General features: G+C 66.0%; 22 protein-coding genes and 1 tRNA gene. 8 read left to right on the top strand and 15 right to left on the bottom strand.

Going from position 1 to position 23,792, the window contains the following annotated elements:
• Window positions 1-6 precede the first annotated feature (6 nt).
• From AC1RM6_RS07610 to AC1RM6_RS07590, 5 genes are all read right to left on the bottom strand, one after another.
• Entirely contained in the window at window positions 7-984 is a 978-nt protein-coding gene (locus AC1RM6_RS07610) for a right-handed parallel beta-helix repeat-containing protein (RefSeq protein ID WP_493099765.1), read from the bottom strand.
• A gap of 152 nt (window positions 985-1,136) precedes the next feature.
• A complete protein-coding gene (gene metH, locus AC1RM6_RS07605) occupies window positions 1,137-3,737 on the bottom strand; it encodes a methionine synthase (protein ID WP_493099763.1) in 2,601 nt (866 codons plus the stop codon).
• An 85-nt stretch (window positions 3,738-3,822) separates the two neighbouring features.
• On the bottom strand, window positions 3,823-4,884 hold the full coding sequence (locus AC1RM6_RS07600) for a homocysteine S-methyltransferase family protein (RefSeq protein ID WP_493099761.1): 1,062 nt from the start codon (window positions 4,882-4,884) through the stop codon (window positions 3,823-3,825).
• Window positions 4,881-5,825 (bottom strand): methylenetetrahydrofolate reductase [NAD(P)H], encoded by a 945-nt coding sequence (metF, locus tag AC1RM6_RS07595; protein WP_493099759.1) that lies wholly within the window; start codon window positions 5,823-5,825, stop codon window positions 4,881-4,883. The genes AC1RM6_RS07600 and metF overlap by 4 nt, the downstream gene beginning before the upstream one ends.
• Window positions 5,822-6,781: an ArsR/SmtB family transcription factor gene (locus tag AC1RM6_RS07590; protein ID WP_493099757.1), complete on the bottom strand. Its 960-nt coding sequence runs from the start codon at window positions 6,779-6,781 to the stop codon at window positions 5,822-5,824. Before AC1RM6_RS07590 ends, metF begins: the two co-directional genes overlap by 4 nt.
• Window positions 6,782-6,928: 147 nt before the next feature.
• On the opposite strand from AC1RM6_RS07590, the gene AC1RM6_RS07585 reads away from it, so the two are divergent.
• Both AC1RM6_RS07585 and AC1RM6_RS07580 read left to right on the top strand, forming a co-directional pair.
• The gene (locus AC1RM6_RS07585) at window positions 6,929-7,852 is read left to right on the top strand and encodes an MlaA family lipoprotein (protein ID WP_493099756.1); all 924 of its coding nucleotides are present in this window, start codon (window positions 6,929-6,931) and stop codon (window positions 7,850-7,852) included.
• Window positions 7,853-7,989: 137 nt separating this feature from the next.
• The gene (locus tag AC1RM6_RS07580; RefSeq protein ID WP_493099754.1) at window positions 7,990-8,178 is read left to right on the top strand and encodes a hypothetical protein; all 189 of its coding nucleotides are present in this window, start codon (window positions 7,990-7,992) and stop codon (window positions 8,176-8,178) included.
• Between the two features lie 129 nt (window positions 8,179-8,307).
• Here the strand turns inward: AC1RM6_RS07580 and AC1RM6_RS07575 are convergent, their stop codons facing one another.
• The 6 genes from AC1RM6_RS07575 to ihfB all read right to left on the bottom strand — a co-directional run bounded on the left by AC1RM6_RS07575 (window position 8,308) and on the right by ihfB (window position 14,312).
• The gene (locus AC1RM6_RS07575; protein WP_493099753.1) at window positions 8,308-9,111 is read right to left on the bottom strand and encodes an acid phosphatase; all 804 of its coding nucleotides are present in this window, start codon (window positions 9,109-9,111) and stop codon (window positions 8,308-8,310) included.
• A 132-nt stretch (window positions 9,112-9,243) separates the two neighbouring features.
• Complete coding sequence (locus AC1RM6_RS07570) at window positions 9,244-10,035, bottom strand: CpsD/CapB family tyrosine-protein kinase (protein ID WP_493099751.1); 792 nt, start codon at window positions 10,033-10,035, stop codon at window positions 9,244-9,246.
• Window positions 10,032-11,480 (bottom strand): GumC family protein, encoded by a 1,449-nt coding sequence (locus AC1RM6_RS07565; protein ID WP_493099749.1) that lies wholly within the window; start codon window positions 11,478-11,480, stop codon window positions 10,032-10,034. The genes AC1RM6_RS07570 and AC1RM6_RS07565 overlap by 4 nt, the downstream gene beginning before the upstream one ends.
• Window positions 11,477-12,682 carry a hypothetical protein gene (locus AC1RM6_RS07560; RefSeq protein WP_493099747.1) on the bottom strand — a complete coding sequence of 402 codons (1,206 nt, stop codon included), beginning with the start codon at window positions 12,680-12,682 and terminating at the stop codon, window positions 11,477-11,479. Before AC1RM6_RS07560 ends, AC1RM6_RS07565 begins: the two co-directional genes overlap by 4 nt.
• 20 nt (window positions 12,683-12,702) lie before the next feature.
• On the bottom strand, window positions 12,703-13,347 hold the full coding sequence (locus AC1RM6_RS07555; protein WP_493099745.1) for a polysaccharide biosynthesis/export family protein: 645 nt from the start codon (window positions 13,345-13,347) through the stop codon (window positions 12,703-12,705).
• A 686-nt stretch (window positions 13,348-14,033) separates the two neighbouring features.
• Window positions 14,034-14,312, bottom strand: coding sequence for an integration host factor subunit beta (ihfB, locus tag AC1RM6_RS07550; RefSeq protein ID WP_493099744.1), 279 nt, complete (start codon window positions 14,310-14,312; stop codon window positions 14,034-14,036).
• 242 nt (window positions 14,313-14,554) lie between these two features.
• Here ihfB and AC1RM6_RS07545 point away from each other — a divergent pair, with 242 nt between their 5' ends.
• Window positions 14,555-14,920 (top strand): c-type cytochrome, encoded by a 366-nt coding sequence (locus tag AC1RM6_RS07545; protein ID WP_493099742.1) that lies wholly within the window; start codon window positions 14,555-14,557, stop codon window positions 14,918-14,920.
• Between the two features lie 118 nt (window positions 14,921-15,038).
• Here AC1RM6_RS07545 and rpsA read toward each other — a convergent pair whose 3' ends face one another.
• From rpsA to aroA, 4 genes are all read right to left on the bottom strand, one after another.
• A complete protein-coding gene (gene rpsA, locus AC1RM6_RS07540; protein ID WP_493099740.1) occupies window positions 15,039-16,754 on the bottom strand; it encodes a 30S ribosomal protein S1 in 1,716 nt (571 codons plus the stop codon).
• 202 nt (window positions 16,755-16,956) lie between these two features.
• Window positions 16,957-17,583, bottom strand: coding sequence for a (d)CMP kinase (locus tag AC1RM6_RS07535; protein ID WP_493099738.1), 627 nt, complete (start codon window positions 17,581-17,583; stop codon window positions 16,957-16,959).
• The gene (locus tag AC1RM6_RS07530; protein WP_493099736.1) at window positions 17,580-18,581 is read right to left on the bottom strand and encodes a proline iminopeptidase-family hydrolase; all 1,002 of its coding nucleotides are present in this window, start codon (window positions 18,579-18,581) and stop codon (window positions 17,580-17,582) included. Before AC1RM6_RS07530 ends, AC1RM6_RS07535 begins: the two co-directional genes overlap by 4 nt.
• The gene (aroA, locus tag AC1RM6_RS07525; RefSeq protein ID WP_493099734.1) at window positions 18,581-19,915 is read right to left on the bottom strand and encodes a 3-phosphoshikimate 1-carboxyvinyltransferase; all 1,335 of its coding nucleotides are present in this window, start codon (window positions 19,913-19,915) and stop codon (window positions 18,581-18,583) included. The genes AC1RM6_RS07530 and aroA overlap by 1 nt, the downstream gene beginning before the upstream one ends.
• A gap of 111 nt (window positions 19,916-20,026) precedes the next feature.
• On the opposite strand from aroA, the gene AC1RM6_RS07520 reads away from it, so the two are divergent.
• The 5 genes from AC1RM6_RS07520 to rfbC all read left to right on the top strand — a co-directional run bounded on the left by AC1RM6_RS07520 (window position 20,027) and on the right by rfbC (window position 23,791).
• Window positions 20,027-20,338: a TIGR02300 family protein gene (locus tag AC1RM6_RS07520; RefSeq protein ID WP_493099733.1), complete on the top strand. Its 312-nt coding sequence runs from the start codon at window positions 20,027-20,029 to the stop codon at window positions 20,336-20,338.
• Between the two features lie 156 nt (window positions 20,339-20,494).
• Window positions 20,495-20,570, top strand: a tRNA-Ala gene (locus AC1RM6_RS07515).
• Between the two features lie 585 nt (window positions 20,571-21,155).
• Window positions 21,156-22,127 (top strand): GDP-mannose 4,6-dehydratase, encoded by a 972-nt coding sequence (gmd, locus tag AC1RM6_RS07510; protein ID WP_493099731.1) that lies wholly within the window; start codon window positions 21,156-21,158, stop codon window positions 22,125-22,127.
• A 37-nt stretch (window positions 22,128-22,164) separates the two neighbouring features.
• A complete protein-coding gene (locus AC1RM6_RS07505; protein WP_493099730.1) occupies window positions 22,165-23,139 on the top strand; it encodes a GDP-mannose 4,6-dehydratase in 975 nt (324 codons plus the stop codon).
• Between the two features lie 70 nt (window positions 23,140-23,209).
• Window positions 23,210-23,791: a dTDP-4-dehydrorhamnose 3,5-epimerase gene (gene rfbC / locus AC1RM6_RS07500; RefSeq protein WP_493099728.1), complete on the top strand. Its 582-nt coding sequence runs from the start codon at window positions 23,210-23,212 to the stop codon at window positions 23,789-23,791.
• Window position 23,792: the final 1 nt, after the last annotated feature.

The following is a 23,792-nucleotide window of genomic DNA, read 5'->3' as shown; positions in this document are numbered from 1 at the left end:
AGCGTCTCAACCCAGCAGCTTTTCGCGGACCTTGTCCTTGGCGCGCCCGAAATAGTGCCGCATCCGACCGATCAGCGTCGGATTCTCCTGCGAGGCGACCCCGCTATAGGGGGTGATCCGGGGGCCGATCTCATTGCCCTCGACCCGCATCGGCGACTGGCTGAAATCCGCGACGAATGCGCTCGGCCAGGTGACGCCGTCGACCTGGTGGGCCTTGTTGCCGGTCACCGTCAGCCCCGCCGAAGCATTGGTCCGCGATTCGGCGGCGACCGCGATGAAGGCCGAGTGATTTTCCTTGTCGAGCCCCTGGACGAAGATGTTGCGCTCGATCCGGCCGGTGGCGCCCGCCGACAGGTCGATCATATAGTTGGTGGTCCTGCCGCCGGTGTCGTCGAAGCTGCAGTCGCTGACCGCGATCCGGCCCGCGCGGCTCTTCACATAATGGCCGCCGCGTCCGCGCTCGAAGCGCGACCGGGTCACGGTCAGCGAGCGGTAGAAGCCGATATAGATCGAATGGGCGCAGGACAGGTCGCGGTCGCAGCGGCCGAGCCCCGAGAAGGTCGAGCGGTCGACGACGATATCCGCGGCGGCATCGTCATTGCCGATGATCCCCTCCTCCGAATCGCGAAAGGCGCTGTCGCGGACGATCAGCGCCCCTTTTTCGAGCCGGATGCCGGCGCCATTACCGTCGGCGACGCCGAAATGGCGAAACACCAGCCCCTCGACGGTGGCGCCGCGGCCGCGCAGCACCAGCGCCGCCTTGTCCTCGCACACCGCCCGCTCGAAGATCGCGGTGCCCGGGCGCGCGGCGCGATAGGTGATGCGGCCCTGGGTCTGGACCGCGCACTCATGATAGAGGCCGGGCGCGATCAGGATGGTGGCGTCGCCGTCGCCGATCGCCTTCACCGCCTGGTCGAGCGTGGCATAGGACTGGCCGGCGGGCTGGACGACAAAGGGTTGGGCCGCGACTGGAGAGGCAATCATTGCCGCTATGAGGATGGCCAAACGCATACCCAACTCCGTCACCCCAGCGAAGGCTGGGGTCCATGTCTCTCACATCCCGCGGTAACGCGTAAGGACGAAGACATGGATGCCAGCCTGCGCTGGCATGACGAAGTTAAAATATTAGTTGCCGATCAATCGAGGTTCGGCCGCAGCCAGCGCTCGGCGGTGTCCTTGTCGACCCCGCGCCGCTCGCAATAGTCGGCGACCTGATCGGGGCCGATCCGGGCGACCCCGAAATAGCTCGATTCGGGATGACCGAAATAGAAACCCGACACCGCCGCGGTCGGCAGCATCGCGAAGCTTTCGGTCAGGGTGATGCCGGTCGCGTCGGTCGCCTTGAGCAGGTCGAACAGGGTCGGCTTCTGGCTGTGGTCGGGGCAGGCCGGATAGCCCGGCGCCGGGCGGATGCCGCGATACTGCTCCTTGACCAGCGCCTCGTTGGTGAGCTGCTCGCCCTCGGCATAGCCCCACAGGGTGGTGCGGACATGGAGGTGGAGCCGCTCGGCGAAAGCCTCGGCGAGACGGTCGGCGAGCGCCTTCAGCAGGATATCCTGATAATCGTCGGTCTCGGCCTTGAAGCGGGCGAGATGTTCGTCGATGCCGTGGCCCGCGGTCACCGCGAAGCCGCCGATCCAGTCGCCGCCCGGCGAAATGAAATCGGTCAGGCACATGTTCGGCCGGCCTTCGCGCTTCTTGATCTGCTGGCGCAGGAACGACAGGCGAACCTCGCCATTGCCGGTGTCGACCAGCACGTCGTCGCCCTCGGCACGGCACGGCCACAGCCCGGCGACGCCCTTGGCGGTCAGCCATTTCTCGTCGATGATCCGGTCGAGCATCGCCTGCGCGTCGGCGAACAGGCTCGAGGCGCTCTCGCCGACCACCGGATCGGTGAGGATCGCAGGATAGTTGCCGGCGAGCTCCCAGGCGCGGAAGAACGGGGTCCAGTCGATATAGTCGCGCAGGTCGGCGAGCGACCAGTCCTCGAACACATGGACGCCGGGCTGCTTCGGCGCGTCGGGCTTGAGTTCGAAATCGGCGACGAAGGCGTTGGCGCGCGCCTCGGCGAGGGTAGCGAGTTCGTTCTGGCCCTTGCCCTCGCGCGCCTTGCGGACCGCGTCATAATCCTCGGCGGTCTTGAGCACGAAGGCGTCGCGCTGGGTGTCCGACAGCAGGGTGGAGGCGACGCCGACCGCGCGGCTGGCGTCGAGGACATGGATGACCGGGCCTTGATAGGCCGGCGCGATCCTGAGCGCGGTGTGGACCTTCGAGGTCGTCGCCCCACCGATCAGCAGCGGCATCGTCATGTTGAGCCGCTTCATTTCCTGCGCAACCGTCACCATCTCGTCGAGCGACGGGGTGATCAGCCCCGACAGGCCGATCATGTCGACGTCATTCTCGTTGGCGGCGGCGAGGATCGTCATCCACGGCACCATCACCCCGAGGTCGATCACCTCATAGCCGTTGCACTGGAGGACGACGCCGACGATGTTCTTGCCGATATCGTGGACGTCGCCTTTGACGGTGGCCATGATGATCCGGCCCTTCGGGCGCGATCCGGCGACCTTCTCGGCCTCGATGAACGGCAGAAGATGCGCGACCGCCTTCTTCATGACGCGCGCCGACTTGACCACCTGCGGCAGGAACATCTTGCCCGATCCGAACAGGTCGCCGACGACGTTCATGCCGTCCATCAGCGGTCCCTCGATCACCTCGATCGGCCGTGCGAAATGCTGGCGCGCTTCCTCGGTGTCGTCGACGACATAGGCGTCGATGCCCTTGACCAGCGCATGTTCGAGCCGCTTGACGACATCCCAGCCGCGCCATTCCTCGGCGGCCTTCTCGGCGACAGCATCGGTGCCGCGGAATTTCTCGGCGAGGGCGATCAGGCGATCGGTCGAATCCTCACGCCGGTCCCAGATCACATCCTCGCAGGCTTCGCGCAGTTCGGGGTCGATCGCGTCATAGACGTCGAGCTGGCCGGCATTGACGATGCCCATGTCCATCCCCGCCTGGATGGCATGGTAGAGGAACACGCTGTGCATCGCCCGGCGCACCGGCTCGTTGCCGCGGAACGAGAAGCTCAGATTCGAGACCCCGCCCGAAATATGGCAATGCGGGCAGCGCTTCTTGATCTCGGCGACCGCCTCGATGAAGTCGATCGCATAGCGGCGATGCTCGTCGATGCCGGTCGCGACCGCGAAGATGTTGGGATCGAAGATGATGTCCTCGGGCGCGAAGCCGTCGGCGACGAGCAGCTTGTAGGCGCGCTCGCAAATCTCGACCTTGCGATCCTTGGTGTCGGCCTGGCCGACCTCGTCGAACGCCATGACGACGACCGCGGCGCCATATTTGCGGCATTTGCGGGCATGGTCGAGAAAGGCTTCCTCGCCTTCCTTCATGCTGATCGAATTGACGATCGGCTTGCCCGAGACGCATTTCAGTCCGGCCTCGATCACCGACCATTTCGAGCTGTCGACCATCACCGGGATCCGGGCGATGTCGGGCTCGGCCGACATCAGCTTGAGGAAGGTCGTCATCGCGAACTCGGCGTCGAGCAGGCCTTCGTCCATGTTGACGTCGATCACCTGGGCGCCGTTTTCGACCTGCTGGCGCGCGACCTCGACTGCCTTGGTATAGTCGCCGCCCATGATCAGCTTCTTGAACGCCGCCGATCCGGTGACGTTGGTGCGCTCGCCGATATTGACGAACTGGGCGGAGGCGGGAGTGGTCATGATCGAATGGCCCGGGAAACAGGAGGAGTGGAGAAGAAGGCCCTCACCCGACCCTCTCCCCGAATGGGAGAGGGCCAGGAGGAAATCAGGCTGCCATCGTGAACGGATCGAGCCCGCCCAGACGGGTGCGATGATCATGGGCATGCGGAATGCGTGCCGGCTTGCCCGCGACCGCCGCCGCCATCGCCGCGATATGCGGCGGGGTGGTGCCGCAGCAGCCGCCGACGACGTTGATCAGCCCCTGTTCGGCCCATTCGCGGATGAACGCGCCGGTCGTCGGCGGTTCCTCGTCATATTGGCCGAGATCGTTGGGGAGCCCGGCATTGGGATAGATCATCACCAGCGCGTCGGCGATGCCCGAGAGCACCTGGACATGCGCGCGCAGCAGGTCGGCACCGAACGCGCAGTTGAGCCCGACCGTCAGCGGATGGGCGTGGCGCACCGCATGCCAGAAGGCCTCGACCGAATGGCCCGACAGGTTGCGGCCCGACATGTCGGTGATCGTCATCGACAGCATCATCGGGATCTCGACCCCGCGCTTGGCCTGTTCCTCGAACACCGCCATTATCGCCGCCTTGGCGTTGAGCGTGTCGAAGATCGTCTCGATCAGGATGAAATCGCAGCCGCCGTCCATCAGCCCGGCGACCTGATCCTGATAGACGTCGCGCATCGTGTCGAAATCGACCGCGCGGTAGCCGGGATCGTTGACGTCGGGCGACAGCGACAGCGTCTTGTTGGTCGGCCCGATCGCGCCGGCGACGAAGCGCGGCCGGCCGTCCTTCGCGGCATAGTCGTCGGCGGCCTTGCGGGCGATCCGCGAAGCGGCAAGGTTCAGCTCGCGCACCAGATGGACCGCGTCATAGTCGCCCTGGCTGATCGTGTTGGCGTTGAAGGTGTTGGTCGAGACGATGTCCGACCCGGCATCGAGATAGGCACGGGTGATCTCGTCGATCACCTCGGGCTTGGTCAGCACCAGCAGGTCGTTATTGCCCTTCTGATCCGACGGCAGGCCGAGCGTGCCGGCATAATCGGCCTCGGTGAGGTTGTAGCGCTGGATCATCGTGCCGGCGGCGCCATCGGTCAGCAGGATGCGCTGCTTCGCCTGGTCGCGGAAGATCGCGGCGGCTTCGCTATGCTTGAGGGTCATGCGGTTTTCTCCAGCCCCTTGGCGCCGGCGCGCAGGCCGAGCAGATGGCAGACCGCGAAGGACAGTTCCGCGCGGTTGAGCGTGTAGAAATGAAACTGGCGGACGCCTTCGGCGTAAAGCTTCCGGCATTGCTCGGCCATCACCGTCGCGGCGATAAGCTGGCGCGCATCGGGATGATCGTCGAGCCCCTCGAACAGCGCCGGCAGCCAGTCGGGCACCGAGGTGCCGCCGAGCTTGGCCATCCGCATCACCCCGGCCAGGCTCATCACCGGCATGATCCCGGGCAGGATGTCGGCCTCGATACCCGCGGCCGCCGCCTCGTCGCGAAACCGCAGAAAGACGTCGGGATCGAAGAAGAACTGGGTGATCGCGCGATTGGCGCCGGCATCGATCTTGCGCTTCAGATTGTCGAGATCGGCCGCCTTGCCGGGCGAATCGGGATGGCATTCGGGATAGGCCGCGACCGAAATCTCGAACGGCGCCACCTCGCGCAGCCCCTTGATCAGCGAAACCGCACCGTCATAGCCCTGCGGATGGGGAACGAACGGACCGCCGGTCGGGGTATCGCCGCGCAGCGCGACGATATGCCGGACCCCTGCTTCCCAATAATCGTGCGCGACGGCGTCGATCTCGGCGCGCGAGGCCTCGACGCAGGTCAGGTGCGCCGCGGCGGGAATCTCGGTTTCCTGGACGATCCGCGCGACGGTCGCATGGGTGCGCTCACGGGTCGAGCCGCCGGCGCCATAAGTGACCGAGACGAAACGCGGGCCGAGCGGCGCGAGCGTCTGGATCGCGCCCCACAGCGCCTCTTCCATCTTCGCCGATTTCGGCGGGAAAAATTCGAACGACACGGTGGCGTCGCCGGCGACACCGGCGAACAACGGCGCATCGGGTGCGCTGCGCGCATCCTCGCGTCGGGCCAGCGATACAGTATCGTTCATTTCACCACCTTCAATGCCGCATGGCCGGCCCGCTGGCCGAGCCATAATTTGACGGTGAGCGCATCGCCCACCAGTTCGTCCTGCCGCCCCAGTAGCAGCCCGGCCGCCTCGAGCCAGCCCTCGATCTGATCGTCGCCGAACCCCAGCCGGACATGCGCGTCGCGGCTGCGCAGTTCCTCGCGATCATGGCTGGCGAAATCGACGATCAGCAGGCGTCCGCCGGGCCCGATCAACCGCGCCGCCTCGGCGATCGCCGCCGCCGGCTGCTGGGCGAAATGCAGCACCTGGTGGAGAACCACGAGATCGGCAGCACCATCGCCGAGCGGCAGCGCATACATGTCGCCCTGCCGAAGCTCGGCATTGTTCAAGCCGTCCTGCGAAAATTTCGCGCGCGCCAGCCGTAGCATTTCGGGGCTGCGATCGATGCCGATCGCGCTATGCGCCTCGCCCGCCAGCAATTCGACCATCCGGCCGGTGCCGGTGCCGATATCGACCAGCCGGCCGATCGGGGCATCGCCGAGCAATGCGACGATCCGATCCTCGACCGCGCTTTCGGGGACGTGAAGCGAGCGGATCGCATCCCATTCATCGGCATGTTCGGCGAAATAGCGCGCCGCGGCCGCGGTGCGATCGGCCCGGACCGCGGCCAGCCGGGCGCGGTCGGCGACCACCCACGGGTCATTCTCCTCGTCCGCCCAGGCGTCGAGGGTCGCAAGCAAGGGCGCGACGCAATCGGGATCGCCGAGCCCGAGAAACACCCAACTGCCTTCCTTGCGGCGATCGGCGAGACCCGCGTCGGCGAGGATCTTGACGTGGCGCGACACCCTGGGCTGGCTCTGCCCCAGCACCTGTGCCAGTTCGCCGATCGACAATTCCATCGCGCGCAGCAGATGGAAGATCCGAAGCCGGGTCGGATCGGCGAGGGCGCGGAAAATGGCTAGCGGCTCGCACGGCATATATGCAGATATAAAGAAGTCTTTATATGCGGTCAAGGCGCGCAGGTGGCCGATATCTGCGGCGAACTGCACTGCACAACGGGAACTTGCCTGCCCTTCGAGAGTATGACAGGCCGCGGTTCTGTCCGCGCGAAAGGGAATATCTACATGCGTGTTACGGCGAAACTGGTGAGCGTGCTGGCGCTCGCCTGCGCGCTTCCGGCCTGCACCACCACCCATGTCGGCACCGACCGGCTGGCCGAGCGCGATCCGCTGGAGGGCCTCAACCGCGGAATCTGGGCGGTCAATCGCGGCGCCGACAAGGTGATCGTCAAGCCGGTGACGCAGGTCTATCGGGCGGTGGCGCCCAAGCCCGCGCGCGACGGCGTCCGCAATTTCTTCTCGAATGTCGGCGAGCCCTTCTCGCTGATCAACAACGTCCTGCAGGGCCGGTTCGACCGGGCCGTCCGCAATCTGGGCCGCTTCGTGGTCAACACGACGATCGGCATCGGCGGCCTGTTCGACAATGCCAGCCGGATGAAGATCCAGCCGGCGAACGAGGATTTCGGCCAGACCCTTGCCGCCTGGGGCGCCAATGGCGGCCCCTATCTGATGCTGCCGCTGCTGGGCCCGTCGACCCTGCGCGACGGCGTCGGCCTGGGCGTCGGCCAGCTGGCGGATCCTTACAATGTCTGCCTGCGCGAGTGCGGCGTCTCGAAGGCCGTGCGCTACGGCTCGCTCGCAGCCCAGGTGATCGACGCGCGCAACAGCCTGATCGAGAGCGGCGCCGACAATTTCCTCGATTCGAGCCTGGACTCCTATGCTGCGGCGCGGTCGGCCTATCTGCAGCGTCGGCGCGCCGAAATCCTCAACCAGGAGGGCGACGACAGCGCCGCCGAGGCGGCTGCCGCGGCCGATGCCGCCGCCAATCCGATCGACGGTGATTCCACGTCGGCGGCCGATGCAGACGCAGGAATTCCGCCATCGGACACCCCCGCGCCGGCGGCCGCGACCCCCTCTCCGACGCCCCCTGTCACCCCCTCGAATCCAGCAAATCCGGACGTTTCGCAGCCCCAACAACCCCCTCAATAACTACCAGAACAAGAGACATTGCATCACGCACTGCAAAACGATAAAGAGTGTCAGCCTGTTTCGGGGGGAAACAAGCCTGAACGGGATTGGGATCGTTCACGCAATTCTGCTTTGACAATTATCCGGAGAATTCGATCATGAAGAAGATCGTTACGCTTTCGCTCATCGCCGCTGCCTCGCTCTCGATCGCGGCCTGCAAGAAGACCGAAGTCGTGGAAAACAACACCACGGTCGTCGAGAACACCACGGACGCGATGGCCGACAGCAACGCAGCGGTCCTCGAAGACACCAACTCGGTCGCCGAGAACGCTTCGAACGCGATGTGATCGTTTCCGGCGGCTGCGTCAGGCAGCCCGCCGGACCGGAACCGAAAAGGCCGCGCCCTCGGGCGCGGCCTTTTTTGTTGTCCGGAACTCTGTGGAACGCCCCCTATCGGCGCCTGCGGCATCGCTCGCTCACCGCATGACGGGCTGGCTGACCAGCAACGCCTCGTCCGAACAGGCTTGCGCCGAAGGCTTCGCCGCCGTCTTGCGCAGCAGCTTCATCTCCGCGCGCGCCGCCGCCATCGCATCGCCGAAAGCCTGCTCGGTCCGAACCACGTCGAGGGTCGAACCGGCCGACAGCCGCCCCGCCTCGATCGCGCTGGCATTGTGCGAGCCACACACCACCCGACTTTCGCCATAGGCCCGGGCGCGCGCGAGGATCGGCGCGGCGCGATCGTCGATCAGTTCGGCGAGGATCAGCCCCCAGGTCCAGGCGCGCGTGGCATGACCCGACGGATAGTCGAACGACTTGGCCAGTTCGGGCGTGGCCGGCTCGCAAATATCCCCCTTGTCGATCGTGAACGGCCGTGCGCGGCGATAATAGGCCTTGAGCTCGTTGGTCTCGCGCCCGGTGTCGACCGACGCGCGCTGCAGCAGCGCGGTGGTCTTAGGCGCATTTTGCGGGGTCAGGTTCATGTCCACCGCGCAGCTGAAGTCTCGCAGCAGCGCAGCCGGATCCGAGGCGACGTCGCCGACCGCCATCGTCCAGCGCGGCGTGCCCTTGAGCTGGCGGGTGAGCTTGAAGATCTCGCGGTCGGCGACCCCGCGCGGCTCTTCCTTGGTCGGGGCCGGCGGCAGGATATCGACGAGATCGAAATAGGTCGGGTCGAGGAAGCCGTTCTCGGACGCCTCCTGCGCCCCGGCGCGCTGGACCAGCGCCATTATCGGCAACGTCGCGATCGCCGCCGCGACACCGATGCCCGTCTTCCAGCCCATATCCGATCCCCCGCCATGCTTTGCGGCGATCTTCGCGCGGCGATGGCATGGGGTCAATCGGCGCGTCCGGCCAATGCCCGGGCAGGCGTGTCAGGGTGAAACGCTCACGCGGATCCGCCGCGTGGAGCAGCCTCAGACCTTCGAGTAATATTCCGCATATTGGCGATTCTGGCGGTAGCTATAGCCATAATCGTCGGACAGCATGTTCGCGTCGTAGCGGTTGAGCACGGTGCCGATGCACGGCACCGGCGCGAGCAGCCGGAAACTGTCGCGAACCTGCTTGCGGGTGGTGACGCCGTCCTCGACGATCATCAGATAGGCATCGATCTTCTGGCTGATGATCACCGCATCGTCGTTGGCGAACACCGGCGGCAGATCGCACAGGCAGATCGTGTTGTCGGGCAACGCGCGCATCGCGCCGATCAGCGCATCCATGCGGGTCGACGCGACCAGTTCGTCGGACGCCGCCTCGTTCGGATAGCTCGGGAAGATGGTGAGCTGTTCGCCGGGGATCGAGCGCGCGACCTGGCGAAGATCGCTGACGGTGCCGTCGAGGAAATGCGAGACGCCGCAATCGCCGCTGAGGTTGAAATTGCGGGCGATCGTCGACCGCCGCAGGTCGAAATCGAACAAATAGGTGTGGAGATCGGGCGAGCGCGCCATCGCCGCGGCGAGGTTCGACGCGACGAACGACTTGCCGACCCGCGGGGTCGGCGAGGTCACGCCGATCAGCCGCCAGCCCTTGGCGCGCGCGATCCGCAGCACCTGCGCGCGCAGCAGGGTGAACGGCCGCGAGCGGATATCCTTGCTGTCGAAGCCGTAGATGCCGTTCTGGCGCAGCGCCTCGAACCCCGTCTGCCGGTTGGCGGTGCCGGGGACCGGATAGTTGGCGCCTTCGCCGGGCTGGGGGCCTTCATAGGTCATGCCTTGGCCACCTTACGGATATTCCGCCGCCATTTCGCCTGTTTCTTGCCGGGCTTCCTGGTCTTGGCCTTGAGCGTCGGGATCACCACCAGCGGCCCGACCCCGAGCAGGTTCTGCAGCGCGGCGGCGCCGCGGATCGGCCGCATGAAGAATTCGATCAGCAGCGCGATGCCCAGACCCGACATCAGTCCGAGCGCGATGCCGCCACCGATCAGCACCGGCCGGTTGGGCGAGAAGGGCTGATCGGGGGTGGTTGGCGGGTCGACCAGCACCAGCCGGTCGCCGCGCTGCTGGTTTTCCATCTTCTGCGAAGCCTCGGCGGCGAGCAGGCTCTGGGCGACCTTGTCGTAGTTGCGGCGAAAGCCATCGGCACGATCGGCGAGCTGGCGGATCTGCTCCTCGAGCAGCGGCGCGCCGGCCTGGGCCGAGACCGCCTGCGAGGCGCGCGCATTCTCGCCCGACCGCTGCGCGGTGAGCTGGGCGATCGTCTTGTTGTTCTCGCGGATCTGCCCGGCGATCTGCGGATTGATCGTCTTGTTGGCGCCGGTCGACGCGGCGGTCGCGCGCGCCTCGACCAGCTTCTGCTGGGCGGTGATCACGTCGGGATGGTTGTCCGAATAGACCGCCTTGGCCGCGGCGAGCTGCGCCTCGGCGGCGACGACGCGCTCGTCGCCGTTGGCGGCCTGGCTGCCGGCCTTGGCCATCAGGTCGCTGTTGTCGCGCTGGAGCTGCGAGATCTGGACGTCGTAGCTGGCGGTCGACGGAATGTAGGACCCCATCCGCGACAACGCCATGCCGTTGCGGCTCTTGATGGCCTCGATCTGCGTATCGATCTCGGCGATCTGCGACTGGATGCCGCCGGCCTGATCGCGCAGGAAGGCGACGGTGGCGTTGGCCTGATCGGCCAGCTGGGTCGAATCGAGCCGCAACAGGCGCTCGGTGAACTGCTGGGCGACGACCTGCGCCTTGGCCGGGTCGCTATAGGTGAAGCTGATCTCGAACGCGACGGTGTTCGACCCGCGGACCCGGATCCCCTTGTCGATGTCGGCGGTTACCGGGGTGATCGCGGTCGCGTCGCGCATCATGTCGATGATCTTCGACAGCGGCTTGGTCCGCCGCTGTTCGGCGTAGAGATCGTTGTTCTGGATCAGCTCGATCAGGTCGGGCCGGCTGAGCACCTGCTGCTTGATCCGGGCGATGCGCTGATCGATCAGATCGTCGCTGCCCGACGCGGCGATGTCGCTGGGCAGGTCCTTCGATTCGACGACGACCGTCGCCGACGACCGATATTGCCGAGGCATGACGAAGGCGAGGGTCAGGCCCGCCAGCGCGCAGCCGAGCAGCGGAATCACGACGAACCACAGGCGCTGCAGCAGGATCGAGGGGAGATAGCCGATCAGCCCCTCGTAGATCTCCTCCTGACCGGGAACGCCGGGTTCGGTCATTGGCCCCCCGGAAGGTCGAGCGTGGCGCTGATCGTGCCGCCATAATCCGAATCGATCGGGAAGGCCGCGCCGTAGAGGTCGCGGTAGCGCGCCTCGGCACCGATCTTGAGGTTGCGCAGCAGCCGGTAGTTCAGGCCGACGCTGCCGCCGACATATTCGCGGGTGCCGAGCGTGGTCTGCTGCGATTCGCTGCGGACATAGGTGCCCGACGCGGTCAGGTTGAGCCGCTCGGTGAGCCGCTGGTCGAAGGTCAGCCCGGCCGAGGTGCGGTTGGTGGTGCCGCCGAAGCCCGAGGCGCTGACCGATCGCGCGAAGCTCAGGCACAGATTGTTGCGCTGACCCTTGTGGCACAGGTCGAGCGTGCCGGCCCACGACGTGTCGTGGCTGTCGGCGAGCCCGGGCGCGGACAAGGTGCTGAACGACACGCCCAGCGAGCCCTCGACATTCCAGGACGGCGACAGCTGGCTCGAGAAGGTCACCGAGGGCTGCATCACCATCGTGTGGAGGCCCGGCGTGTCATAATCGATATAATAAGCGGTGCCGCTGATGCCGATCCGGGTCTTCTCGCTGATCGCGTGATTATAGCCGAGCGTGCCGCCATAATTGGTCGAATCCGATCCCGCCGGCCGCCCCGGGTAGCGCACCGCGGTGATCCCCCCGCGCGCCGAGATCTCGTCGCGGCTGCTGACACGGGCATTGAAGCCGCCGCTGGCGCTGTAGGTTTCGGAGCGCGAGCGGGTGCCGATCAGGTTGACGTCGGTATCGTCGACCGGCGGCGTGCCCGGGGTCGTCACCGCATTGTCGTTGTTCGCGCCGATGATGCTGCTGTCGTAGCGCAGCCCGCCATAGATTTCGGTGCCCGGCGCGAAACGGTGCCGCGCCTCGAGATCGCCGCCATAGGCGTCGGTGTCGTCGTAGCGGCGGAAATATTTGGTGCGGTCATAATAGCCGGTGAGCTCGACCACGTCCTTCTCGCCGGTGTAGCTCAGCTTGGGGGTGAGGCCGCCGCTGACCGATCCGCTGGACACGTCGCTGCCGCCGAGCAGGAACGGGTTGTTGTCATATTCGAGCCGGGCGGTCGCCTGGATCGACGCCTTGACCTTCTGCGCGAGCGCCGGTGCCGCGGCAAAGCCGCCGGCGACGAGCGCGATCGCGATCGCGGCCCGCGACGCGCGGCCTGCGCTATATCCGTCCCTGCCCAAAGACCTGCCCCCGTTGTGCTTCATGGTACGACCACCACATCCCCGCTCTGCAGCTCGACCAGCCCGCTGCTCAGGTCGTTCGAGCTCGGCGAGCCCTTCATCGCATTGTCGAGGCGAACCTCGATCACGGTCAGCTGGCCGCCCTGCTTGCGATAGATCTTGGTCTTGCCGAGATCGGCGAATTCGGTCGGCCCGCCGGCGATGCTGACCGCTTCGAGCACGTTGACATAGTGGCCGGGGGTGAAATTGCCGGGCGCGCGCACCTTGCCGGCGACCGAGAAGGTCAGGCCGCTGGCGTTCTTCACCGAGACGGTGACCCGCGGCACGCCGTTGCGATACTGGTCGGCGAGACCCGCGACGATCACGCTTTCGAGATCGCCGGGCAGCTTGTTGAGCGCGTCGATCCGCCCGACCAGCGGGAAGGAGACGCTGCCGTCGGGCAGGACCTTGAGCGTGCGCTGGAGCCGTTCGTCGCCCCAGACATAGATTTCGAGCTCGTCGCCGGGATTGATCCGATAGGGCTTGAGCGGAGCGACCGGGCCGACGGTCGGCGCCGGCGGGCCGACCAGCGCGAACGCCGCCATCGAGGGAACGATCGCCGACAGCATGATCGTGGGCAGGGCGAAAATCGCCGCGGCGCTGGTCATGATCCCCCGATTACGCATTACACCGTCCCATCGCACAATCGACGCCAACCTGTCCTATCGCAACTGGACAAGGCGCTGCCAATCGAAATGTCCGCCGCATGGCCATCGAAGGCCCCTTTAGACGACAGATCGACATAGCTTACGTCAACAATCGTTAAATCAACGTTATTCGCGATGGAAGGCCTGCGCGACGGGCCGTTTCGGCCGCCGGGACGCTCCCCCGCGCCGTCCGGCCAGCCTTCGATATATGGTGGTGCGGGCGGGGGGAATCGAACCCCCACAGGTCTCACGACCTTACGGATTTTCGTACCACTTCGGCTTTCGCCGCCGGCCTGCCCGAAGGCCGCCGTTCGTGGTCTGGACTATCCCTTCGCCATGGCCGGCGATCGTCGAGGATCACCGGCGTTAGGCGCTGCCCGTCTAGTCTCTACACCTTCCGCACCGATGCCCGGCAAGCGGGGACGGCGCGGCTTGGCTCGGGATCACCAGGAAGAAGGCTTCCCCGAATTTGAGCAGTTCTGCATCGGCGGTTTCCCGCGCGAGCACTCGTGTCTTTGGTTCAAGTCCGTTGCGTCTACCAGTTTCGCCACGCCCGCAAGCGCCACCGACACGGCGCATAGCCGGTGCCGCGCCGACACCCAAGCGCGAATCGGCGCCGGACGAGAATCGCGTCGGCGAAAGCAAGCCTGCCCCGTTTCCGGGAATCAGACGTTCAGGCGCGCGCGCATTTCCTTGCCCGGCTTGAAATAAGGCACGCGTTTCGCCGAAACCGCGACCGAATCCCCAGTCCTGGGATTGCGCCCCTGCCGCGCATCGCGCGACCGCGTAGAAAAGGCGCCGAACCCGCGCAGTTCGACCCGGCCACCCTCGGCCAGTCTTTCGGTGATCGCCTCGAAGAAGGTCGAGACGATCTTCTCCACTTCCTTCGGAGACAGATCGGGATTGTCATTGGCGAGCAATTGAACCAACTCGGACCTGATCATGCTATGATTCCCCTCAAAACCATTGCCGACGCAGAAAACTGCCTTTTTGCGCATCGCGCGGATGGAGAATCCCCCCGGAAGCCCATCCAATCGCTTTGTGTAGCGGGGTTATCGCCACCGAATCAATCGCGTCGCCCGTTTTTCTCATCCAAATCAGCAGACTGCCCGCCTTGGGCCGCTTGTCCGGACATTTGCGAGCCCCTACGATCGCACCGATCATGTCGCACAGCGGAGACAAATATATGCTCAATCGATTGTTGGCGGGCGTTCTGGCGGGGGGATTGCTGACATCGATGGCCGCGGCCGCGCCGCTGCCCAAGCCCGCGGCGTTCGGGATCTGCGGCGCCTGCCACAAGGTCGACAAGGGCGCCCCGAACACGATCGGGCCGAACCTGTTCGGGATCGGCGGCGAAAAGGCCGGCGAGGTTCCGGGCTTCGCCTTCTCCCCGGCGATGAAGAAGTCGGGCCTGGTCTGGAACAAGGCCAACCTGACCAAGTTCATCATGGGCCCGCAGGCGACCGTCCCCGGCACCAAGATGCCGTTCGCCGGCCTGAAGAACCAGCCGTCGGCCGAAGCGATCGCCGATTATATCCTCAGCCTGAAATAATCGGACCCTCCCGGAGCCCGGATCGGCCGGCAACGAAAAAGGGCGCGGAGGATATCCTCCGCGCCCTTTTTCTTGTCCGACGAACGGGCGGGCCGCCCGAAGGCGACCCGATCGCTTATCAGCTGTTCTGACGGGCCTTGAGCGCCTCGCCGAGGATGTCGCCGAGCGACGCACCCGAGTCCGACGAACCGTACTGCGCGACGGCCTGCTTCTCTTCGGCGAGCTGCATCGCCTTGACCGAGAAGGTCGGCTTCTTCGAACGGTCGAAACCGGTCACCATCGCGTCGAACTTCTGGCCGACCTGGAAACGCTCCGGACGCTGCTCGTCGCGATCGCGGCCGAGATCGCCACGCTTGATGAAGCCGATCGCGCCATCGTCGCCGGCCTGGACTTCGAGGCCGCCATCGGTGACCGCCATGACGGTGATCGTGACGATCGTGCTCTTGTTGAGCTTCGAACCGTCGGTGACCGAAGCGCCGCCGGCAGCGACGCCGCCACGCTCGAGCTGCTTGATGCCGAGCGAGATACGCTCCTTCTCGGCGTCGATGTCGAGGACGATCGCCTTGACGGTCTCACCCTTGTGGTGAAGCGCCAGCGCTTCCTCGCCCGACACGCCCCAGGCGATGTCCGACATGTGGACCATGCCGTCGACGTCGCCATCGAGGCCGATGAACAGGCCGAACTCGGTCGCGTTCTTGACTTCGCCCTCGACGACCGAACCGATCGGATGCTGCTCGGCGAACGAATCCCACGGATTGTTGATCGCCTGCTTGAGGCCCAGCGAGATGCGACGCTTGTCGGCATCGACCTCGAGAATGACGACTTCGACTTCCTGGCTGGTCGAGACGATCTTGCCCGGGTGGACGTTCTTCTTGGTCCAGGACATTTCCGACACATGGACCAGGCCTTCGATGCCGGCCTCCAGTTCGACGAACGCACCATATTCGGTGATGTTGGTGACACGGCCGCTGAACTTGCCGCCGATCGGATATTTGGCGGCGGCGCCTTCCCAAGGATCGCTCTCGAGCTGCTTCATGCCGAGCGAGATGCGCTGGGTGTCCTTGTTGATGCGGATGATCTGCACCTTCACGACGTCGCCGATGTTGATCATCTCGTTCGGATGACCGACGCGCTTGTAGCTGAGATCGGTGACGTGGAGCAGGCCGTCGATGCCGCCGAGGTCGACGAAGGCGCCGTAATCGGTGATGTTCTTGACGACACCCTCGATCACCTGGCCCTCATGGAGCGACTGGATCAGGCCCGAACGCTGCTCGGCGCGGGTCTCTTCGAGGACGGCGCGGCGCGACACGACGATGTTGCCGCGGCGACGGTCCATCTTGAGGATCTGGAACGGCTGCGGGATGTCCATCAGCGGGGTGACGTCGCGGACCGGGCGGATGTCGACCTGCGAACCGGGCAGGAAGGCGACGGCGCCGTTGAGGTCGACGGTGAAGCCGCCCTTGACGCGGCCGAAGATCACGCCCTCGACGCGGCTGGTGGCCGAGAATTCGCTCTCGAGCTTGTCCCAGGCGGCTTCGCGGCGCGCGCGGTCGCGGCTGAGCATCGCTTCGCCATGGACGTTCTCGACGCGGTCGACATAGACTTCGACTTCGTCGCCGACCTTGAGATCGGCCTTCTGGCCGGGTGCTGCGAACTCGCGCAGCGCCACGCGGCCTTCGGACTTCAGGCCGACGTCGATGACGGCCATGTCGTTCTCGATGGCGGTGACGGTGCCCTTGACGACACGGCCTTCGAAGCCTTCGTTCTCGCCGCCGAGAGTCTGATTCAGGAGAGCCGCGAAATCGTCGCGGGTCGGGTTTGCCGCAGTGGCCATATGAATGTGTATCCTACTGTCTATTTCCGGCCATCCGGTTGTATCCGGAGGTCTTAAGGCCAGAACGCCGCGTCGACCCCATGTCGCCGCGGCATCCATTGGCCGGCCGATTCGCGAAAATCCGGGGACAAAAGCAAAAGGCGCGGCAAGAGATCGGTTGAGTGAACCGACCCCCTGACACGCCTGCTGTGGCGCCGCCTGTTTAGCGGTCTGCCCTCCGGGCTTCCACGAGCGCGATCGCCCGCTGGACGGCCGGCTCTATACCGAGATCGCTGGTGTCCAGCAAGTCCGCATCCTCGGCCTGGCGGAGTGGTGCCGCGCTTCGTCCCGAATCGCGCTCGTCACGCGCGAGGATATCGGCGAGTACACTGTCATAGGTCGCACCAACCCCCATCGAATCGAGCTCCTTGAAGCGCCGCTGGGCGCGGACCTCCGACGAGGCGGTGACGAACAGCTTGGCGTCGGCATGCGGCGCGATGACCGTGCCGATGTCGCGCCCGTCGAGGATCGCCCCGCCCTCCTGCGCGGCGAACTCCTGCTGGCGCTGGAGCAGCGCCTCGCGCACCTGCGGATGCGCCGAGACCAGCGACGCCGCCTTGCCGGCCGATTCGGTCTTGAGCGCCGGATCGGTGAGAAGCCCCGGATCGAAATCGCAGCCGCGCAGCGCGTCGGCGGCATCGGCGGGATCGCCGTCGGCATGGAGCACCGACACGCCCACCGCCCGATAGAGCAGGCCGGTGTCGAGATAGGGCAGGCCATAATGGCGCGACAGCGCCCTGGCGATCGTCCCCTTGCCCGAGGCGGCGGGTCCGTCGACGGCAATGATCATGCAGGTCTCCGTTCATGCTGGGCGAACCACGCCGCAAGGATGGCGAGATAGGCGTCAGGGTTGTCGTTCATGATGCTGTGCGCCGCATCGGGCACCTGGCGGAAGCTAGCGCCCGGCACGGCGCGCGCAAAGCCCTCGACCGTCGCCGGAATTGCCTCGTCATGTTCGCCGACGACGAACAGGGTGCGCGCTCCGTCGAGCCGCGCGAGCAGCGGGCGCCCGTCATAGTCCTTGAGCGTGCCGGTCGCGGTGAATTCGGCGCGGCCCCACATATGGTTATAGATGTCGGAGCTGAAGCTGCGCGGCATCGCCGCCTTATAGTCTTCGATCGGCTGCGGCGGATCGCTCATCCGCACATAGCGCCGATAGAAGGCCGCCGTCGCCGCCTCGCAATCGGCCTCGGACGCGGCGCCGGGCGCATCGCACAGGTCGAGCAGCCGGCGGGTCGCCGGCGGCATGCTGTCCTTGAGCACCCGCGCGTCGCGCAGCCACAGCGCGGTCGACACCAGCGGCGACTGCAGCACCAGACCCGCCAGCGCCTTCGGGCGCGTCGCGCCATATTCGAGCGCCACCGTCCCGCCCCAGCTCGCGCCGACGACATGCCAGGCCGCCACCCCGAGATGATCGCGGATCGCCTCGAGCTCGGCGACGAAATGCGGCACCGTCCAGTTGGCCGGATCGCCCGGATGGTCCGAGCGCCCGCTGTCGAGCTGGTCGTAGAGGATCACCGCGCGCTCGCCCGCGAGCGCGGTCGCGTTCAGCCAGTACCAGTGCGAGCTGCCCGGCCCGCCATGCAGGAAGACCACCGGCGGGCGCGGCCCGGCGAGGTCGCCATTGACCCGGACATAGGCACGGCCGCCGGGAACCGGCACCATCGCCTCGCGATCGGGCGCGAGCGCGACCCCTGGCATCAATGGGCCGGTGCGCGCTGCCAGCGGGGCGGCGATCGCCGCGGCAGCGACGGCGCCGCCCGATGCGATCACGCCCCGCCGGGTCATCACGAGACGTCGGCGCCCAGGCTGGTCATCAGGTCGACGAAGCCGGGGAAGCTGGTGGCGACCGGGCTCATATCGTCGATGGTGACGTCGCCCTTCGCGACCAGCCCGGCGACCGCGAAGCTCATCGCGATGCGGTGGTCGAGCCGGGCGGCGACCGTCGCCCCCCCGGCGAGCAGCGCGCCGCCGGTGCCGTCGATGATCAGCCCGTCCTCGAGCTCCTCGACCCGCGCGCCGATCGCGCGCAGCCCTTCGGCCATCACCGCGATCCGGTCGGATTCCTTGACGCGCAGTTCCTCGAGCCCGCGCGCGATCGTCCGCCCCTCGGCAAGGGCGGCGGCGACGAACAGGATCGGGAATTCGTCGACCATGCTCGGCACCAGCTCGACCGGCACCTCGATTCCCTTGAGCGACGAGGCGCGCACGACGAGATCGGCCACCGGCTCCCCACCGACGTCGCGGGCTTGCGCGAAAGCGATGTCCCCACCCATCATCCTGAGCACGTCGAACAGCGCCGCGCGGGTCGGGTTGAGCCCGACATTGGCGACGGTGACGTCCGAACCCGGCACCAGCAGGGCGGCCACGACCGGAAAGGCCGCCGACGACGGATCGCCGGGCACGACGATATGCTGCGGCTTGAGATCGAGCTCGCCGCGGATCGAGATGATCCGGGTGGTACCGTCGTTCTCGACGTCGAGTTCGGCGCCGAAACCGCGCAGCATCCGCTCGCTATGGTCGCGGGTGGCGACCGGCTCGATCACCCGGGTGATGCCGGGAGTGTTGAGCCCGGCGAGCAGCACCGCCGACTTGACCTGCGCCGAGGCGACGGGCAGCCGATATTCGATCGGCACCGCCGGACTGATCCCGCGCAGGGTCAGCGGCAGCCGCCCCCCCGGACTGGCGGTGAATTCGGCGCCCATCAGCGACAGCGGATCGATCACCCGGTTCATCGGTCGCTTCGACAGCGAGGCGTCGCCGGTGAAGGTCGCGGTGATCGCGTGCGAAGCGACGAGGCCCATCAGCAGCCGGGTCGAGGTGCCCGAATTGCCCATGTCGAGCGCGACCTCGGGCTGGAGCAGACCGCCGACGCCGACCCCGTGGATCCGCCAGCGCCCGTCGTCGCCGCGGACGATATCGGCACCCATCGCCCGCATCGCCGCGGCGGTGGCGAGGACATCCTCGCCCTCGAGCAGCCCTTCGACCCGGCTTTCGCCGATCGCCAGCGCCGACAGCATCAGCGAGCGGTGCGAGATCGACTTGTCGCCGGGCACGACCACGGTGCCGGTGAGCGGGCCTGCCGAGCGGAACGCCATCGGCGTGGGAAGGAGTGCGTGCATGATGCGCGGCTTTTGACAGCGGCCCCCCGCTATGGCAAGGCGCGCGACGTTTAGCGTAACGTCCATCAGGACGGGACGGCATCATCACTTTATCTGCTGGAGTTTCTGACCGTGGTGAAACCTGAATGGGGCACCAAGCGGACCTGCCCGAAGTGCGGCACCCGCTTCTACGATCTCGAGAAGGACAATCCCGTCACCTGCATCGAATGCGGGACGATCTGGGAACCCGAACCCATCCTCAAGTCGAAGCAGCCGCTGCCGTTCGACGCGCCCAAGAAGGAAGTCGAGGTCGCCGATAACGACCTGGCCGACGACGATCTGGACATCGACGAGGACGCCGAGCAGAATCCGGACGACGATGTCGATCTGGGCGGCGACGATGATATCGGGGTCGCGACCCACGACGACGACGACGAGAATTGATCTGCGGGTGGGCGCGGCCGGCATCGGCTGCGCCCACCAAATCTGATGGCGACGCGAAAAAACGGGCGATGATGAAAAAGCCCTCTTGCAGCGTCCGGCGCCCTGACCTAAAGGGCGCCCTCCGCCGCCGGACCCAACCGGTGGCCTGAAAGGTTCGGGGCCGTAGCTCAGCTGGGAGAGCGCTGCAATGGCATTGCAGAGGTCAGGGGTTCGATCCCCCTCGGCTCCACCATTTTTCGCCACTGGCGATTTCCCGATATAGATGATCGCGACGATCGGCCGCCGCTGCCGTTCGAGATCGTGCGCGACGAAGGCGCGATTCGACGCCCCGCCCGCCCGCGGGCTCCAACCCTCGCGCATCATGCGCCCTCGCCGGTGCCCACCCGATCATCGACCGCGCCCCTTTTGGGTTCGGCATACCGTGGTTTGACGATCCCAAACCGATCGGATAGCAAGCCCTTGGGTGAACGGAGAACAGGGATGGTGGATCGCATTCGCGGCAGCGGACGCGTGCATGTCGTTTTTCGAAACGCTCATTCTTGATATCCAAAAGATAATTCCCCGAGCCACCGGCAATCCTGCAGGAATGGCTGGCAAAATCCCGGGACGCCTGTCACGCCGATCAGAGGAAGTTTTTCAGTTGATCGTTTTCGAAATATCCTGCCCCTCATGCCTTTACGTAGCGCCTCCTGCGCCGTTCGAGATGCATCGGCCCGATCCGATAGGATAGATTTTGGACGGGCTGGGCGTATCCGGCGTGGATTGATCAAGACACCTGGCCCGAACCCTGGGCCCTATGAACCCAATGAGAGAGAAAATGTCGAAAATCGCTCTAATCACGGGCATCACCGGCCAGGATGGCGCATATCTGGCGCAGCTTCTGCTCGACAAAGGCTATGAGGTCCATGGGATCGTCCGCCGCTCTTCGCACCAGGGCGTCGCCGATCATCGGCTGCGCTGGCTCGGCGTCGCGAAACAGGTTCGCCTTCACGATGCCAATATGTCGGATCTTTCATCGCTGATCCGGATCGTCGGGGAATGCAAACCCGACGAGGTCTATAATCTGGCCGCCCAGTCGTTCGTCGCGACGTCCTGGACCCAGCCGATCCTGACGGCGAACATCACCGGCGTAGGTGTCACCAACATGCTGGAGGCGATCCGCCTCATGCAGCCGCAGGCGCGCTTCTACCAGGCCTCGTCGTCGGAGATGTACGGCCTGATCCAGAAGCCCGAACAGTCGGAGACCACCCCATTCTATCCGCGCTCGCCTTATGCGGTGGCGAAGCTGTATGGCCACTGGATCACCGTGAACTACCGCGAGAGCTTCGGCATGCACGCGTCGTCCGGCATCCTCTTCAACCATGAGAGCCCGCTGCGCGGCGTCGAGTTCGTGACCCGCAAGGTCACCGACGGCGTGGCGCGCATCAAGCTCGGCCTCGCCGACGAGCTGCGGCTGGGCAATATCGACGCCAAGCGCGACTGGGGCCATGCGCGCGACTATGTTCAGGCGATGTGGCTGATGCTTCAGCAGGACGTGGCCGACGATTATGTCGTGGCGACCGGCGTGACGACGACGGTGCGGGACATGTGTCGGATCGCGTTCGATCGCGTCGGGATCGACATGGACAAGCATCTCGTCATCGATCCGGAACTTTTCCGTCCATCCGAAGTCGACATCCTGCTCGGCGACGCCACCAAGGCGCGGGAGAAATTCGGCTGGGCCGCGCAGACCTCGCTGGAGGAGATGATCGCCGAAATGGTGGATGCGGATCTCGCCCGGCTATCCTGACGGCAATGATGCGAGGCGGCCGATGACCGGCGAGAACATGGCGGCCCGGTCCCTGCGCGGAACGTTCCGCCGCATCCTGGTGACGGGCGGCGACGGTTTCGTCGGGGGCTGGCTGATGCCGGCGCTTCGGGCGGCCGTCGACGGAACCGACATCGTGCTCGCCACGCGCACGCCAAAGACCGACGGTGTCTCCGAAGACGTCATGCTCGATCTCAAGGATCGCGCCTCGGTACGCGCGGCCATCGAAACGACGCGGCCCGACATGATCCTCCATTTGGCCGCGCAGGCATCGGTCGGCCAGTCCGCCGGCGCCGCCGCCGAGACCTGGACGATCAACCTTGCCGGATCGCTATGGCTGGCCGAGGCGATCGCCGAGTTCGTTCCGACGGCGACATTGTTCTTCGCCAGCAGCGCCGAGGTCTATGGCACGAGCTTCAACGACGGCCCCGTCGACGAACTGTCGGCGTTGCGGCCGCAATCGGCCTATGCGCGATCCAAGGCGGCGACCGAGGCGATGCTCTCGGACGTCCTGCCGGACAGCGCGCGGCTGATCGTGGTCCGTCCGTCCAACCATAGCGGCCCGGGTCAGGACGGCCGTTTCGTCATTCCCGCCTTCGCGCGCCAGGTCGCCCTCGCCGAACGCGGCGGCTCGCCCGACATCAACGTCGGCAACCTGGAGGCCGAACGGGACTTCATGGACGTCCGCGACGTCGTCGCCGCCTATCTCGACATCCTCGCCATCTCCCCCGGCCTGCCGTCGCGCAGCGTCTTCAACATCGCGTCCGGCAATGTCGTTCCGGTGGCATTGCTGCTGGAGCGGCTTCGCGCCATGAGCCCGGCCGACACGAGGGTCGTGATCGATCCCTCGCGCATGCGGAAAAGCGAAGTCCCGCGCGCGCAGATCGATGCGGGCCGGCTTCGCACCGCCACCGGCTGGAGCGCGCAACGCGGACTCGACGGCATGCTGACCGACATATTGGACCATCAGCGTGCCCATGCCGCCTCCGGATGAGATTCGGCGGCGCACATCGTTTCGCAAGGGGTGCTTGCCCCGGCAAGCTGCAGGATAGAGAAAGACAGAAGTGACCGATTCCCCCGTCAAGCTCATCCACACGCGCCGCTTCGGCGACGATCGCGGCTGGTTCACCGAAACCTATGTCGAAACGCGGTGGGCCGAACAGGGCGTCACCGCGCGCTTCGTGCAGGACAATCACAGCATGTCGCGCCCGGTGGGCACGATCCGCGGCATCCACTTCCAGGCCCCGCCGCATGCGCAGGCCAAGCTGGTGCGCTGCACACGCGGCAGCATCGTCGATTATGCGGTGGATCTGCGCCGCGGATCGCCGACCTATGGCCAGCATGTCGCGGCCACGCTGTCCGCGGAAAATGGAGACCAGCTCTTCGTCCCGGTCGGCTTCGGCCATGCCTTCGTCACGCTCGAGCCCGACACCGAGGTCATCTACAAGGTGTCCGACGTCTATGCGCCGCAATGCGACGGCGGCCTGCGATGGGATTGTCCGACGATCGCGATCGACTGGCCGCTGCCGCCGGAAGGCCCGACGCTTTCGGGCAAGGACCTGCTGCTGCCCACGCTCGCGGAATTCGACAGCCCCTTTGCCTATGATGGAAATCCGCTACAGCCGCTCGACGAGCCAACGGAGTAAG

The sequence above is a fragment of the Rhizorhabdus sp. GW822-FHT03C02 genome (genome assembly GCF_058801765.1).
This window is presented reverse-complemented; position numbering and strand designations above follow the sequence as displayed.